Raw genomic sequence first — 14313 nt, forward strand, 5'->3', positions numbered from 1 at the left:
TCAAGCACCTTCGTCCCCATCTAATTGATCGGCCTGGTAGCCTCTGGAGCGCTTCATTAAGTCCCCATAAGTCGCAAGGATGGTCTCTTCATAGCGCTTTTCCTGCACCAAGCCAGCGACATTGGCTAAGACCTCATCTTCTCTGCCCCGATCCAAGATAGGATTTTGATGAGTTTCTTTGTACCGAATGATATCTTCTACACAGTGCATCCGGCGTTCCAATAAATGGACCAATTCTTTATCAATACTATCAATCTCTTGGCGAATCTTCTCTAATTCCATACTGGTCTCCTCACTTTTTGCTACCCATTTTATCAAAAATCGAGCTATCTTACTAGCCCTATCCAGCTATTGAACACTTTCATCAACAAAAAAAGTGCCTGCCACATGCAAACACCTTTCTTAACTATTGATTAGCCTACTTTTGCTACAAGTTCTTCTGCAAAAGCTTCTAATTTTTCAATATCTTCGTCTTCAGCTGACAGATCCACTTTGACGCACTCAGAACCTTTAACCGCACCAGTTGCTGCAAAGACACGATCAAAGTCATCCACTGCCTTACAGAACTCATCGTAGAAGGTATCACCTGAACCAACAACACCGTAAATCTTACCATTCAAATCAAGACCAGCTAAGTCTTCATAAAAGTCTACGATTTCGTCAGGAAGCTCACCATCACCGTAAGTATAGGTTGCTACGACTGCAATGTCAGCTTCAAGAAAGTCCTCTGCGTCTACTGTTGTACATTCGTCGACTTCTACTTCGACACCAAGATCACGAAACTTATCGGCTACGATATCAGCAATCTCTTCTGTATTTCCTGTCATACTTGCAAAAACAATCTTTGCTAATGTCATAATTCCCTCCAAATAATAATCTTATGACATTATACCACTTTCGCTCGAATTTTGCATAGGGAAGTACTGGGGACCTGGCATTGTTCGGAAATTCCCCACCAGAGAGCCAGACAACCTTTTTCTTTTCCAAATGCCCTGCTTATGCTAAAATTGAATGAGAACTAAATGAGGTACTATATGCAGATTACACAGGACATTTTAGAGAAAATCAACCAATACGATACCATTATCCTTCACCGTCATATGAATCCCGATCCGGATGCGATCGGAAGCCAGGTCGGCCTGAAAGAGATCATCCAGACCAACTTCCCAGACAAAAAAGTCTTAGCTACCGGCTTTAATGAGCCGACTCTTGCTTGGATGGCTAGCATGGATGCTGTCACAGATGAGGACTATGCGGGTGCCCTGGTCATTGTCTGCGATACTGCCAACACCCCTCGCATCGATGACAAACGCTACACAAGTGGCGATTTTCTAATCAAGATTGACCACCATCCAAACGATGATGCTTACGGAGATCTCCTCTGGGTAGACACTGACTCGAGCTCTACGAGTGAACTCATTACCCTCTTGGCTCTTGAACAAAAGCTTGAAATCACTCCAGAAGCAGCCCGTCTCCTCTATGCCGGTATTGTCGGAGATACTGGACGCTTCCTCTACCCTTCAACGACGAGCCGGACTTTCGAGATGGTTTCCCACCTTCGTAGCTTTAACTTTGACTTTACCGGTCTTTCTCGTCACATGGATAGCATGAGCTTTAAGATTGCCAAGCTTCAAGGCTATGTCTATGACCATCTCGAAATCGATGAAAATGGAGCAAGTCGCGTGACCCTTACCCATGAGCTCCTCAAACACTACCAAATCACTGATGCCGAAACTGCTGCGATTGTCTCAGCACCTGGTCGGATCGAAGACGTCAGTGTTTGGGCCATCTTTGTCGAGCAAGCCGATGGCCACTACCGCGTCCGTATGAGAAGTAAAGCTCTGGTGATCAACGAGATTGCCAAACGCCACGATGGTGGAGGCCACCCACTCGCCAGTGGTGCCAATTCATATTCCTTAGAAGAAAACGAGCAAATCTATCGGGAACTACAGGAAGTTGCCAAGACAAAATAGATGTTCATGAAGAATCAAGCAAGCAGGTCAGTCGTTTCTAGTGGAGACGATTGGCCTTTTTTCATTTTAAACAAAAACGAATAAATTTTAATAAGATTTAGAAAAATGTGAACGATTTCTTAGATTTCCATTCCAGTTTGAGCTTATTTATGCTATAATAATCACAAAAAAGGAGACGTTTTATGCATAAACATCGTATTTTTATCATTGTCGCAGCAGCTCTTACTGCCATTTCTACCTTTTTGCCGTGGAGTACAATTAATGGTGGATCCTTCGGAAGTTATTCTTTCAGTGGAATTCGAGGTGAATTTGGATGGGTCATCGTTGTCCTAGCTATTGGTGCCATCGTTCTAGCTTGCCTTCCAAACATTGCTCCACCAATGAACAAGAATTTTTCCATTGGTGTCATTGCTATCGGTATTCTTGAAAGCTTAATTACGATCATCACTATGTTTAGAGTTTTGGGTGCTTCATCTGAATTCGGTGATGGCTTTTCTATTGGTTTTGGTTTGATTATTGCAGTCATTGCAAGTATTGCTCTTGTTGTCACAGGACTTCTTGCGATGTCTGGTGGTAAAATCACTAAAGGGACATTCCAAGAACTTGCATCAACAAGTAGAGGATTCGCACAGTCTGTTGCATCATCTGTCCAATCACCACAACAACCAGGTCAACCTGGTCAACAACAATGGCAACAACCACAACAAGGGTTTGGTCAGCCTGCCCCAGGACAAGGATTCCAACAAGCGCCTCAACAAGGATTTGGTCAACCTGCTCCAGGACAAGGGTTCCAACAAGCACCTCAACAAGGGTTTGGTCAACCTGGTCAACAACAATGGCAACAACCGCAACAAGGGTTTGGTCAGCCTGCCCCAGGACAAGGGTTCCAACAAGCACCTCAACAAGGGTTTGGTCAACCTGCCCCAGGACAAGGGTTCCAACAAGCACCTCAACAAGGATTTGGTCAGCCTGCTCCAGGACAAGGGTTCCAACAACCTCAGCAAGGATTCCAACAAGCGCCTCAACAAGGATTTGGTCAACCTGCTCCAGGACAAGGGTTCCAACAAGCACCTCAACAGCCTCAACAAGGGTTCCAACAAGCGCCTCAACAACCTTGGCAACCTCAAGAGCAACAGCAACCTCAACAACCAGAACAGCCAACTACTGAACCTGGTCAAGAATAAAAAGATTTCTATTGATCTTACATGTCCAACATTTCTTTACTGGGACTGTTAGGCAGAGTGGGAAAAGCTTGTCTGATAGGATGAGCTTCTCCCACTTTTTTCTTAATAAAAATGCGAAAAATTTGGTAAAAATCCTTGCCAAACTCTTTTGTTTTTGATACACTAGCTTAGTAACAATCTATGGCTCGGAAAGAGACCATGGCAGAAAGGAATTATTGCAAAATGAAAAAAGATATCCATCCAGAATATCGCCCTGTTGTCTTCATGGACACTACTACTGGTTATAAGTTCCTTAGTGGTTCAACTAAGTACTCTAACGAGACTGTTGAATTCGAAGGTGAAACTTACCCATTGATCCGTGTTGAAATTTCATCAGACTCACACCCATTCTACACTGGACGTCAAAAGTTCACTCAAGCAGATGGACGTGTGGATCGTTTCAACAAAAAATACGGTCTCAAATAATAAACCCATCAAAACCACTTCCACTTGGCAGTGGTTTTTTCTTGTCCTGTCCAGCACAAAAATACCGCTCCTTCAGATTTCCTGAAAGAGCGGTTTTCTTGTTATTCGTAGTCGCCACCGGTAAAGTTGAAGTATTCTTCTAAGCTTTTACCTGAGGCTGCGACATCTTTTGCATCTTCTCCGATATAGCGAAGGTGCCAGCTTTCAGGCATGTAGCCTGTGCTCGCTTCTTTCCCTTCTTGATAGCGGACGATAAAGCCATACTTGGCAGCGTTCTTGAGCAACCATTTGCTTGCGCCTGGTTCTTGAACGAGATTGCCACTGGTATCGATAAGGTCAAATGCTAGACCTGTTTGGTGCTCACTATAGCCAGGACGAGCTGAGTAGCGATCTGCCGCTGCTGCCCCATCTTGATTGACATAGCTTTGGTAGAGATCAACCTGGGTCTCATAACTGCGGAAACCACTATACTGATCACTGATAGCATAGCCTTCTGCCTGCATAGCCGCGATCAACTCGTGCAAGGCCGCAACAGCTGTTGGATCCTCACCTGGATTGTAGTCTGCAGCTAAGGGGTAGTGCTTGTTGGCGATGACGATATCTCCAGACTTTCCTTGGACACTGTAATAAGAACCATTAAAGGAAACACCCTGGTCCACCGTGACTTCGCCTGCCTTCTTCCTTGACTTTTCGCTATCGTCAGACGAAGTTGCTTCAGAAGCACTGGTTTCTTTACTAGCTGATGACTGTGCGACTTGCTTACTGGAAGTAGGCTCTTTTTGCGTTGAGCTCTTTGATTCCTTCTGTTGGCCACAAGCGCCTAGGCTCAAAAGAACAAGGCCAGCAAGTGTCCATTTTGTCATGCTTAATTTCATCATAAACCTCCTAATTACCAGCTGTGACCGCAATAGCCGTAATCACGTAAGTATCCCCTACTGGTTTTAGGGTATAGGTCTTGTCCTTGCTACTCTGGCTATCTTTTCGGCTGGTCACATAATGTACAGTATATTCTTCGTGGGTTTTCACGATCACCATTCCGTTCTCTTCGGTAACGCTAAGAACGTTGAAAACACCTGGTGTATAGTAGTCGATTTCAGCCTTCTTGACTCCACCACCTGTTGTCCACTCCACCATTTCCTTGTAGGCGTCACTTGACGTGTCATAGTACTTGGAGTAGGTGTTGGATCTACTTGAGACAGATGAGAAGACTTCTGTGCGATAGTCTTGGAGGAAGGAGGTTACAGAGGTTTTCTTCTCTTCAGCCTTCTTGGCTTCTTCTTCCTTGGCTTTACGAGCTGTTTCTGCATCTTTCAATCGTTTGGCCACATCCTTAGAAAGTTTCAAAGTGATGACTTCATCGTCATCAGGAGTTTCAACGATCGTGACTTTAGCTTTTTCAGTTGTATAGCTCTCACCATTGACACTAAAGACTGCATGAACTTCGATTTCTTGATGGGCTACGACATCGACTTCAAATAAGGTACTTGTGCCGACTTCCTTACCATTCACTGCTACCTTGATATCAGTTGGATTGCTTACTTCCTCTGGGAATTCAATTTCGAGAAGACGTTTTTCAGAATTGAAGGTCAAGTTCAGCTTATTCTTAGAAGCCTGAGCTGGGTCTAGTTTGACCTCACTAGAGATTTTTCCAACTTCTGTCTTACCATCTAGTTGCATGTCTCGTGGCGCAAAGTGAACCTCTCCAAGTTTGGTCGTTTGGTTCTTTTTGAGCACTGTCGACTCTTTTTCGCTGGTCTTAAGCTTGGCATCATCCAGATTCGTAACCGCTGTGACTTCAAGTGGATAGGTCGCGATGCGGTATTCTTGGAAGATACCGAATTTCTTATCCGCCTTCTCAATTCCGATCAGTAGATTCTGATTTTTGTCCTTGATGCTACCTGTTTTTGAAGACTGAGCGATATGATCTAATTCGTAGATGACATCGATCTTCTGAGAGGTCATATAGTCTAGCAAGCCTTGAGCTTCTTCCTTGGTCCACTTATCCTTGTCAGTAGAAAGAATGCTCGCCACTTCTCAGTAATCCTTTTGTTCAATGGCTGTGACCAATTTATCCACTGTCACCTGTGGGCCTGTAGTTGATGAGAAGTAATAGCCTAGACCAGACAAGGCCAAGACCAACAAAGCCAAAATACTGAAGAAGAAGACTTTCTTTTTCTTGCCTTTTTTCTCTTTTTTGACTTTCTTTTCTTTCTTTTCCTTGCCTTTCTTGACAGCTTCTTCTTGCTCTGGAGCCTCTGCTGGCGCTAGAGCTTCAACTGGCTGGGACAAGTTTTCTGGGGTCTCTGATGGATTCTCCACTGGTGCGAAGACCTGCGTTGTCTGATTGGTCTCTTCCAAGTTAATCGTCGGAGCAGGTGCTTCTACGATTTCAAAATTCTGGCTTCGAGCAGATTCAATCTCTTCTGGAAGCGGTGAACGTCCATAGAGGGCGATAAAATGCTCTTCCCAAGCAAGTTGAAGAGGATTTACAACCGCTTCTACTGACTCCTGCACTCCTAGTCCTGGCGCTTCTGAAGCCACTTGATCAATAGCTACTCCAGCAATCGATTTGATTGCCTTAAAATCAAAGCCGGAATCTCTTCCGGCAATGAATTCTTCAGGAGTAGGTTTGCGACCGATTACTTTTTCAAATAATTCTACCCATTTTTTGTTCATCGGTATGTTCTCCTAAAACCTAAAATATTTTTTATCCCGATATGAATATGAACAAGAATTTTATGATCAGGTTCCTATCTAATTAGAAGAAGGAAGCGATATAGATAGATACTTGTTCTAAAATACGTCTGTCAATGATGCCAACAATTGTGAAGATGACTAGAATGACTGCTGAAGAAGCAAGGAGCAACAAGAATTTGTCAGCCTTGAATTTTGTTCTGTTCAAACCTTGGTAAACAGTATAGAGCAAGCCTAAGAAATAGAGAAAGAAGATTAACGATCGAAGGAAGATAAATCCTTCAAAGTACTTGACTAGAGAAAAAATCAAGACAATGAGGGATGCTGGCAAGGCATAGATAGACAAGCGAGTAAACTCATCGAATGAACGTTTGTAGGTGTATTCTTTATCTTGCAAGACAAGGTTACGAACCAAGAAACCAGTTAATTGCGTAACATAAATTGTAAAGAAAGTTACAATGACAATCAATAGGTAAGCTGTAAATCCAACTTCAGCGTAAGGGAAGGCACTCGCCACGAAGAAAAGTGAGAGGCTAAGGATAAATGCAGTCAAGACATAATGAAGGATACCATTCAATACTCTTGGTTGAGTTTCTACTGTTGGACGAACCAAAGCAGAAACGAACCATGACCAGAATCCTTTCATTGCTTGTCCAAAGGCATTTGGTTGGGCAGGTTGTGCATAATAAGCTTGACCTGGTTGAGGTTGTCCTGGATAAGGTGCTTGCTGGAAGCCTTGACCTGGAGCTTGACCCGGAGCCGGTTGACCAAATCCTGGTTGCGGCTGTTGTTGAGGTGCTTGCTGGAAGCTATTTGGTTGAGCACCAAATGCTGGTCCTTCTGGCGCAGCAGTGTATTGTGGCGCTTCTTGTACTGGTGCTTCTGGAGCAGTAGCGAACTGTGGTGCTTCTTGTACTGGTGCTTCTGGAGTAGCAGCAAATTGTGGCGCTTCTTGGACTGGCGCTTCTGGCGCAGCAGCAAATTGAGGTGCTTCTTGTACTGGTACCTCTGGCGCAGCAGCAAATTGTGGCGTTTCTTGTGCTGGCGCTTCTGGAGCAGCTGTGAATTGTGGCGCTTCTTGTACTGGTGCTTCTGGAGCAGCCGCGAATTGTGAAGCTGCTTCTTGAGCTGGTGCTTCTGGAGCAGTAGCAAATTGTGAAGCCACTTCTTCTGGTGCTACTGGAGCAGCGACGAAGCCAGCGCTTGCTTGGTCTGGAGCTACTGGAGCACCTACAAATTGTGAAGCTTCTTGAGCTGCCTGTTCTTCTTGGAACTCACCTGCAGCCAATGCTTGTGCGATCTCTGCTTCAGTTGCTGAACGACCGTTCACAGCTTCAAAGTAATCAAGCCAATCCTGTTTGATCATAAAATAATCTCCTTATAAAATAAAATACAGATATATTATATAAAAATTTTAGCTATAATTCAATATTCTACAGGAATCAACTGTCTAGAGCATCCCAACTATTCAAATGCATCCATGCCACCTTGGACGTTGGTCACATCATAGCCCTCTTCTTCCAAAAATTGGCAGGCACGGGCTGAGCGCCGGCCAGACTTGCAGATGACATAATAGGCTTGCTCCTTGTCTAGTTCTGAATACCGTTCTGCCAACACGGATAAGGGAAGCAAGGTCACTCCGTCCAGATGAAGGGCATCGTATTCCTCCTGCTCACGGACATCGACGACTTGGATCTCTCCAACTTGGTACTTTGCTAAAAAGTCATTAAATGGAATTTCTTTCATGATTTCTCCTTTTTGATGCCACTATGGCAAGGTTAGTATTTCGTATTTAAAATCAATGGACTCTAAAAAACGGAATAGGTCTTGGGTTTTGATAAAAATGGTCTTTTCATTGGTGTTAGGATGGAAGGTCATGATCTCCTCTGACACAATGTCCTGATCAAAATAGACGAGAATATCCTTTTCTGCATTGTTTAACAAACCAAATGGGGATACCGTCCCAGCTGGTAATTGCATTTTTTCTGCTAGAGATTCAGCTGAAGCCATACGTATCCGATTGGCTCCTACTTGCTCTTTGAAGTCATCCATGTCTAAGAGTTTCTGGTCATCCATGATGAGCAGATAGTACTGGGTTTTCTTTTTGTTGGTCAAAAACATGGACTTTGTCCGGACCCCTTCGAGACCTTCAATATAAGAATCGGCCTGCTCAGTCGTGAATGCTGGTGGGTGTTCCACCACATCAAATTCAATCCCGAGTTCGTCTAATTTGTCTTTGACTTTTTGATATGGATCCATGGAAATACCTCCTTTTACAATTATCACTAACTATTATTTTGTATGTTCGGCTATAATCTGCTGGACTCGAGACCGGAGAGCCGGCACCACTTCTGCCTCAAACCAAGGATTCTTGGCCATCCAGATCTGATTGCGAGGAGAAGGGTGGACCAGAGGGAAATAGTCAGGCAGGTAGTCCTTGTACCGTCTCACCCGCTCTGTCACCTTGCCACTGACCTTCTCATGAAGATAGTAGGCTTGGGCGTACTGGCCAATCAAGAGGGTCAACTCAATATCTGGACACTCTTTGAGGAGTTGAGGATGCCACTTTTCCGCAAAGCCCTTGCGAGGTGGCAGATCTCCTGACTTGCCATGACCTGGGAAATAAAAGTCCATGGGAATGACCGCAAATAATCCCGAATGGTAGAAGGTCTCTTCATCGACTCCTAACCATTCCCTTAAGCGGTCCCCACTCTTGTCCTTCCAGTAGAGGCCTGCTTCCTGTGTCTTAAGGCCAGGTGCCTGTCCGATAATATTGATTCGAGCTGTCTTTGGTGCCGCAAACAAGGGCTCGATCCCCTTATCCGTATAGTCTTTGTTTTGTGGATCAGCCATGATGGCTTTTTTGATCTGCTCTAGTTGCTTCATTTCTCCTCCTCTAAGCAAAAACTCAGCCAGCAAGTGCCGACTGAGTAGCGTCTTATTTGATGAGTTCGTAGATGGCTTCTGCGTAGATTGCAGCTGCACGGTAGAGATCTTCTACGTCCGTAAATTCATTGGCTTGGTGCATAGTGTTCACATAGTCTGGGAACATGGCACCGAAGGCAACCCCACGTTTTAATAGACGACCAAAGGTTCCGCCACCGATTACTTGCTCATGACCTTTCAGTCCGGTTTGTTTTTCATAGACACGCAAAAGCGTTGAGACCAATTCATCTTCCATTGGAACATAGTGAGGGGTGTGGCCGTGAGCTGACAAGCTAACGGATGCCACTCCTTCAACTTTTTCAAGACCAGCTTTGATGATTTCTGGATCTGTTCCTTTAGGGTAACGAATGTTCAAGGCAATGGTGTTATCTGAGCTATTTTCGTCGAAGTTGAAGACACCCGCATTCATGCTGAGAGCCCCCATCTTTTCATCTGTATGGGCAATGCCAAGCTTTTCACCAGTAAAGTCATCATGAAGAAGAGAAGCTGACACTTGTAAGTAAGCTTTGGCATCTCCACCGAAGTCAAACTGGTTCAAGAAGAGAGCCAAGTAAGTTGCTCCATTGATCCCAGCTTCTGGAGTAGAGCCGTGGGCAGATTTCCCGATAAAGGTGATAGTATAAGTTTCTTCATCAACGGTTGAGATTTCATACTGAAGCTGGTGTTGCTTAGTAAAGGCATCTAGAAGGTCTGATAGATCTGGTAATTGACCAGAAACGACTGCTGTCGCTGACTCAGGTACCATGTTTTCACGTAGGCCACCGGTGAAGCTGTGAAGATGCGCTTGACCTGAGTTTTGACCACCAAAATGAAGATACTCGGTAATGTTTCCTTTTTCCCCGTTGATGATTGGGAATTCAGCATCTGGAGAGAAACCAAAGTCTGGATCAGGAAGACCGACATGTTTGAAATAGTAGTCCATATCGCCCCAACCAGACTCTTCATCTGTACCTACCACAAAGCGCACGCGCTTAGATACAGGTAACCCCAGATCCTTGATAATCTTCAAACCGTAGTAACAAGCTACTGTAGGCCCTTTATCATCTGATGAACCACGCGCATAGAGCTTGCCATCGATAATCTCAGGTTTGTAAGGGTCTGTATTCCAGCCACTACCTGCAGGCACCACGTCCATGTGGGCAAAAATCCCGAGCTCTTCTTCCCCTTGTCCAAAGGTGAAGTGTCCAGCATAGTTGTCCACATTGGTTGTCTCGTAGCCATCACGCTCAGCAATTTCCAAGAATTTCTCAAGGGCTTTGACTGGACCAGGTCCATAAGGGTGAGTCGCATCTGCCTGGCTATCATCCCGTTCTGAGTTGATTTCTAAAAGGCTGAAAAGGTCAGCCATCATTTCTTCGCGACGTTTTTCTACTTCTGCTTTAAAGTCAATTGTTGTCATGCATTCCTCCGTTAGTTCGATTTAAATTGAACACTCTAGAATCACTATCAGCGACTGTCCACCAGCCTACCAAAGGATTCTAGAAAACCGGACTTGTATCGTACGAGACGAGACCATCCGGTTCTTCCTGTTTTTATTAGCGTTTTTCAATGATTTCGTCTACTGGTAAGCGGTAGCTAGGTTCCACCTTCTCCGCTGCGTAACCGACTGTGATCAAGAGTTCTGGACGGAAACGCTCTTCGATTTCCAAGACTTCATTGACTTTTGATTTGTCAAAGCCAAGGATGATGTTAGAGCCAATCCCTTGGTCAGTCAAGGCCAATACCAAGTTCATCGCGACCAATCCAGCATTTAATGCCAAGTAATCGCTGATCTGTTGTTCATTGTAGCGAGCAAATTCTGCAGGAAGGTTTTGCATGAAGTATTGCAACTGCTCCTCTGTGAAGTTCTTGACCCCACCGACACGCGCAATCTTCCGAGCCCGACGTTCCAAATCAGTATCCGTGAAGAGAGCGATGGTCACAGGTGCTTCCATGATTTGATCATAGTTCCCACCATAAGCTACTTTTGCCAATTCCGCATTTTTCTGGCGAACGACCACGAATTTCCATGGTTGGCTATTGTGCGCACTTGGAGCCAAGGTCGCAATTTCAATAGCTGTCCGCACATCCTTTGGATCGACCGGCTGGTCTGTGAAATGCTTGATCGCATGACGTTTTTTGTTGAGTTCTAGGAATTTCATAATCAACTTCCTTTTCTAATTCTATTACCTCTATTTTAACACAAAATGAAAGAGCTTGCAGAGTTTTTTCATTGATCTTTTAGGAGAGAAAGTCATAGAAGTTCTTGACATCTTGGTCATAACCATACTTCTTATTAAGACTTGCGAGGAGTTCTTTGTTATGGCCCCGATAATTATCCTCTCGTCTCAATTCTTCGTACATCTCAATAAAGGGAAGTCCCTTATCTTTGGCATCTTGGAGCTCTGCTTCATAGTCGTAAGCTACCTTGCGGAATTGCAGGTTGGTCACCCCATCTTCTTCAACATCGATCAGCGCATACTGGGCCCGATGGTTTTGTAGGGGCATCCAGTCAAAATAAGGCATACCAATGGTGCCGGGATTGATGATTTGCTGACCCTGACTAGCATAGCGAAGCAACTGCTTGTGGACATGACCGTAGATGGCCACATCGGTCTGGTCATCGAGCAATTGGTCAAAGTTCTCCGTCGCATTAGCTGGACGCAAGTCCCCACCATAATTCTTTTCTGGCAAGTTGTGGGTCAGGGAAAAGCGAATTCCATTGACCTCCTTCTTCTCCATTAGAGGAAGCGAGCGAAGCCAATCAATCCGCTTAGGATCCAGTCCTTCCATAACATACTGAGTGAGACGAAGCATCTGGATCTCCTGCGGATCCTCAAGCCCGTATTCGCCATCCAAAGCCTCTAGGACACAATCATCCCAATTTCCACGAACAGCCGCTGTAATAGGAATCGCATCCAGCAAATCAAAAAGATCCTCTCTTCCTGGACCTGGTAACAAAATGTCCCCTAAAAGCCAGTATTCCGTCGCGCCTTGAGCACGCGCATCCGCAATCACTGCCTCCAGGGCTCTTGTATCCCCGTGGATATCAGATAAAATAGCGATTCGATGGTTCATAACTACTCCTTTATCGATCAAAAATCTGTGTGCATTAAGTATAACAAAATTAGAAGTAAAACGTAAAAACCATCCATGAAAATGGATGGTGCAATTACTCAAATCCTTAGGAGGGCTCCGCCACTTCCATCAACGGACTTGCTTCTTCCTGCTTTCCTTGATGGAGCTTGGCTTGCACCGCCTCCGCCACTGCTCGTGGGATGCCGACTGTGACGATCTCATCTACAGTGGCTTCTTTGATCTTTGTCAGTGACTTGAAGTGCTTCATCAGCAACTGCTTGCGTTTTGGACCCAAGCCTTCGATACCGTCCAACTGGGAGGAGAAGGAATTCTTGGACCGTAGCTGGCGGTGGAAAGTGATGGCAAAACGGTGAACTTCATCCTGGATCCGCTGGAGAAGGAAAAATTCCTGCGAGGTCCGAGAGAGTTCGATAACTTGAAGAGGATCACCAAAGAGCAATTCGTGAGTCTGGTGCTTGTCATTCTTTTGCAGGCCTGCGATGGGAATGTCCAGTCCCAACTCTTCTTGAATGACTTGCTTAGCAATATTGACCTGGCCCTGACCCCCATCGATAACAATCAGGTCTGGTGGCGTCAGGCCATCCCGCATAACCCGGCTATAGCGTCTGCGAATGACTTCCCGCATGCTGGCATAGTCATCTGGCCCAATGACAGTTTTGATCTTGTACTTGCGGTAGTCCTTTTTGCTTGGCTTCCCATTGACAAAGACGACCATAGCTGAAACCGGACTGGTCCCCATGATGTTGGAGTTATCAAAAGATTCAATCCGCACTGGGGTCGGAATTTGCAGAAGTTTTCCAAGATTTTCAATAGCCCCTTGGGTCTTCTCCATGGATTTTTCAAGGAGATTGAACTTCTGCTCCAGACTAACACGGGCATTCTTGATGGCCAGATTGACCAACTGCTTCTTCTCCCCTCGCTGGGGCTTGAGAACCTTGGTATCCACTAGGGCCTTGACCGCTTCTTCATCAATATCTTGAGGGATCAAAATCTCATTGGGAATTAGGTGAGATTTCTCCTGATAAAACTGTCCCACATAGGTCAAGAAATCCTCGTCCGGATCATTGTAGTAAGGGAAGAGATTGACATCGCGCTCGATCAGTTTGCCCTGACGGACAAAGAAGACTTGCACACACATCCAGCCCTTGTCTACGTAGTAGCCAAAAACATCCCGGTTCTGCAAATCCTTGGCCATGACCCGCTGTTTGGTCCGCAGGGTCCCAATAGCCTGGATTAGATCCCGATACTCTGCAGCCCGCTCAAATTCCATGTTTTGCGCAGCGGTAGTCATCTTGAGCTTGAGCTCATCGATAATCTTGTCATCCTGCCCCTTAAGGAAATCAGAAACCTCCTGGGCCATGCCCTTGAAATAGGCCTCGTCCTTGTGACAGACAGTATGGGCCATACACTGGCCTAAATGGTAGTAAAAGCAAACCTTGGAAGGCGGATTGGTACACTTACGGAATGGGAAAATCCGATCCAAGAGCCGCTTAATCTCATTGGCCGCCCCTACGTCTGGATAGGGACCGAAATAGAGACCGCCATCCTTTTTGACCTGGCGCGTGATGATGAGACGCGGATAGCGCTCATTGGTAATCTTGATGAAGGGATAGGACTTGTCGTCCTTGAGCATGATATTGTACTTGGGCTTGTTCTCCTTGATGAGGTTGATCTCGAGAAGCAAGGCCTCAATATTGGACTCAGTGACGATAAACTCAAAATCCACAATCTCAGATACCAGGGCTTCCGTCTTGGTATCGTGGCTTCCTCTGAAATAGGACCGCACCCGATTGCGAAGATTCTTGGCCTTCCCCACATAGATAATGGTACCGTTCTTATCTTTGTGAATGTAACAGCCCGGACTCGTCGGCAAGAGCTCGAGCTTGGATTTAATCAAGTTATTCATACCCTCTATTATAGCAAAAAAGGGAGGTCTAGCACTTGTCCAACCTCTCTATAATCTATTAAATTGA

Annotated in this window: 16 protein-coding genes; 3 read left to right on the forward strand and 13 right to left on the reverse strand. The window is 45.3% G+C overall.

Translation table 11 applies throughout. The annotated features are described in order from the left end of the window. Both DW930_RS02635 and DW930_RS02640 read right to left on the reverse strand, forming a co-directional pair. Complete coding sequence (locus DW930_RS02635) at window positions 1-282, reverse strand: chorismate mutase (RefSeq protein WP_123159250.1); 282 nt, start codon at window positions 280-282, stop codon at window positions 1-3. Window positions 283-413: 131 nt separating this feature from the next. Beyond that, window positions 414-857: a flavodoxin gene (locus DW930_RS02640; RefSeq protein WP_117744184.1), complete on the reverse strand. Its 444-nt coding sequence runs from the start codon at window positions 855-857 to the stop codon at window positions 414-416. Window positions 858-1034: 177 nt separating this feature from the next. Between DW930_RS02640 and DW930_RS02645 the strand changes: the two genes are divergently transcribed. The 3 genes from DW930_RS02645 to DW930_RS02655 all read left to right on the forward strand — a co-directional run bounded on the left by DW930_RS02645 (window position 1035) and on the right by DW930_RS02655 (window position 3622). Next, entirely contained in the window at window positions 1035-1973 is a 939-nt protein-coding gene (locus tag DW930_RS02645; protein WP_123159251.1) for a bifunctional oligoribonuclease/PAP phosphatase NrnA, read from the forward strand. Between the two features lie 182 nt (window positions 1974-2155). Continuing rightward, complete coding sequence (locus DW930_RS02650) at window positions 2156-3157, forward strand: hypothetical protein (RefSeq protein WP_123159252.1); 1002 nt, start codon at window positions 2156-2158, stop codon at window positions 3155-3157. Window positions 3158-3379: 222 nt separating this feature from the next. Next, the gene (locus tag DW930_RS02655; RefSeq protein ID WP_023023047.1) at window positions 3380-3622 is read left to right on the forward strand and encodes a type B 50S ribosomal protein L31; all 243 of its coding nucleotides are present in this window, start codon (window positions 3380-3382) and stop codon (window positions 3620-3622) included. Window positions 3623-3723: 101 nt separating this feature from the next. Here DW930_RS02655 and ldcB read toward each other — a convergent pair whose 3' ends face one another. From ldcB to uvrC, 11 genes are all read right to left on the reverse strand, one after another. Then, on the reverse strand, window positions 3724-4497 hold the full coding sequence (gene ldcB, locus DW930_RS02660; protein WP_123159253.1) for an LD-carboxypeptidase LdcB/DacB: 774 nt from the start codon (window positions 4495-4497) through the stop codon (window positions 3724-3726). A gap of 10 nt (window positions 4498-4507) precedes the next feature. Continuing rightward, window positions 4508-5653 carry a hypothetical protein gene (locus tag DW930_RS02665; RefSeq protein WP_123159254.1) on the reverse strand — a complete coding sequence of 382 codons (1146 nt, stop codon included), beginning with the start codon at window positions 5651-5653 and terminating at the stop codon, window positions 4508-4510. Between the two features lie 3 nt (window positions 5654-5656). Further along, a complete protein-coding gene (locus DW930_RS02670; RefSeq protein WP_023026740.1) occupies window positions 5657-6298 on the reverse strand; it encodes a hypothetical protein in 642 nt (213 codons plus the stop codon). 82 nt (window positions 6299-6380) lie between these two features. Continuing rightward, the gene (locus DW930_RS02675; RefSeq protein ID WP_123159255.1) at window positions 6381-7682 is read right to left on the reverse strand and encodes a DUF6574 domain-containing protein; all 1302 of its coding nucleotides are present in this window, start codon (window positions 7680-7682) and stop codon (window positions 6381-6383) included. A 98-nt stretch (window positions 7683-7780) separates the two neighbouring features. Next, window positions 7781-8062: a rhodanese-like domain-containing protein gene (locus DW930_RS02680; protein ID WP_023026738.1), complete on the reverse strand. Its 282-nt coding sequence runs from the start codon at window positions 8060-8062 to the stop codon at window positions 7781-7783. A gap of 21 nt (window positions 8063-8083) precedes the next feature. Beyond that, entirely contained in the window at window positions 8084-8575 is a 492-nt protein-coding gene (locus tag DW930_RS02685) for a prolyl-tRNA synthetase associated domain-containing protein (RefSeq protein WP_123159256.1), read from the reverse strand. A 33-nt stretch (window positions 8576-8608) separates the two neighbouring features. After that, complete coding sequence (locus DW930_RS02690) at window positions 8609-9202, reverse strand: uracil-DNA glycosylase family protein (RefSeq protein WP_123159257.1); 594 nt, start codon at window positions 9200-9202, stop codon at window positions 8609-8611. Between the two features lie 52 nt (window positions 9203-9254). Further along, window positions 9255-10661, reverse strand: a complete 1407-nt coding sequence (pepV, locus tag DW930_RS02695) for a dipeptidase PepV (RefSeq protein WP_123159258.1) — start codon at window positions 10659-10661, stop codon at window positions 9255-9257. 136 nt (window positions 10662-10797) lie between these two features. Next, window positions 10798-11403: a nitroreductase family protein gene (locus DW930_RS02700; protein WP_123159259.1), complete on the reverse strand. Its 606-nt coding sequence runs from the start codon at window positions 11401-11403 to the stop codon at window positions 10798-10800. Window positions 11404-11482: 79 nt separating this feature from the next. Next, window positions 11483-12319 carry a metallophosphoesterase family protein gene (locus DW930_RS02705; RefSeq protein WP_123159260.1) on the reverse strand — a complete coding sequence of 279 codons (837 nt, stop codon included), beginning with the start codon at window positions 12317-12319 and terminating at the stop codon, window positions 11483-11485. 106 nt (window positions 12320-12425) lie between these two features. Continuing rightward, window positions 12426-14246 carry an excinuclease ABC subunit UvrC gene (uvrC, locus tag DW930_RS02710; protein ID WP_123159261.1) on the reverse strand — a complete coding sequence of 607 codons (1821 nt, stop codon included), beginning with the start codon at window positions 14244-14246 and terminating at the stop codon, window positions 12426-12428. Between the last annotated feature and the right edge of the window lie 67 nt (window positions 14247-14313).

The sequence above is a fragment of the Streptococcus sp. AM43-2AT genome (assembly GCF_003603405.1).
In the GTDB taxonomy this organism is placed as follows: Bacteria; Bacillota; Bacilli; order Lactobacillales; family Streptococcaceae; genus Streptococcus; species Streptococcus ilei.

Bases quoted from the DNA above. Each gene is read 5' to 3' on its own strand.
- DW930_RS02635 (WP_123159250.1), bottom strand. From the start codon at position 282: ATGGAATTAGAGAAGATTCGCCAAGAGATTGATAGTATTGATAAAGAA.
- DW930_RS02640 (WP_117744184.1), bottom strand. From the start codon at position 857: ATGACATTAGCAAAGATTGTTTTTGCAAGTATGACAGGAAATACAGAA.
- DW930_RS02645 (WP_123159251.1), top strand. From the start codon at position 1,035: ATGCAGATTACACAGGACATTTTAGAGAAAATCAACCAATACGATACC.
- DW930_RS02650 (WP_123159252.1), top strand. From the start codon at position 2,156: ATGCATAAACATCGTATTTTTATCATTGTCGCAGCAGCTCTTACTGCC.
- DW930_RS02655 (WP_023023047.1), top strand. From the start codon at position 3,380: ATGAAAAAAGATATCCATCCAGAATATCGCCCTGTTGTCTTCATGGAC.
- ldcB (WP_123159253.1), bottom strand. From the start codon at position 4,497: ATGAAATTAAGCATGACAAAATGGACACTTGCTGGCCTTGTTCTTTTG.
- DW930_RS02670 (WP_023026740.1), bottom strand. From the start codon at position 6,298: ATGAACAAAAAATGGGTAGAATTATTTGAAAAAGTAATCGGTCGCAAA.
- DW930_RS02675 (WP_123159255.1), bottom strand. From the start codon at position 7,682: ATGATCAAACAGGATTGGCTTGATTACTTTGAAGCTGTGAACGGTCGT.
- DW930_RS02680 (WP_023026738.1), bottom strand. From the start codon at position 8,062: ATGAAAGAAATTCCATTTAATGACTTTTTAGCAAAGTACCAAGTTGGA.
- DW930_RS02685 (WP_123159256.1), bottom strand. From the start codon at position 8,575: ATGGATCCATATCAAAAAGTCAAAGACAAATTAGACGAACTCGGGATT.
- DW930_RS02690 (WP_123159257.1), bottom strand. From the start codon at position 9,202: ATGAAGCAACTAGAGCAGATCAAAAAAGCCATCATGGCTGATCCACAA.
- pepV (WP_123159258.1), bottom strand. From the start codon at position 10,661: ATGACAACAATTGACTTTAAAGCAGAAGTAGAAAAACGTCGCGAAGAA.
- DW930_RS02700 (WP_123159259.1), bottom strand. From the start codon at position 11,403: ATGAAATTCCTAGAACTCAACAAAAAACGTCATGCGATCAAGCATTTC.
- DW930_RS02705 (WP_123159260.1), bottom strand. From the start codon at position 12,319: ATGAACCATCGAATCGCTATTTTATCTGATATCCACGGGGATACAAGA.
- uvrC (WP_123159261.1), bottom strand. From the start codon at position 14,246: ATGAATAACTTGATTAAATCCAAGCTCGAGCTCTTGCCGACGAGTCCG.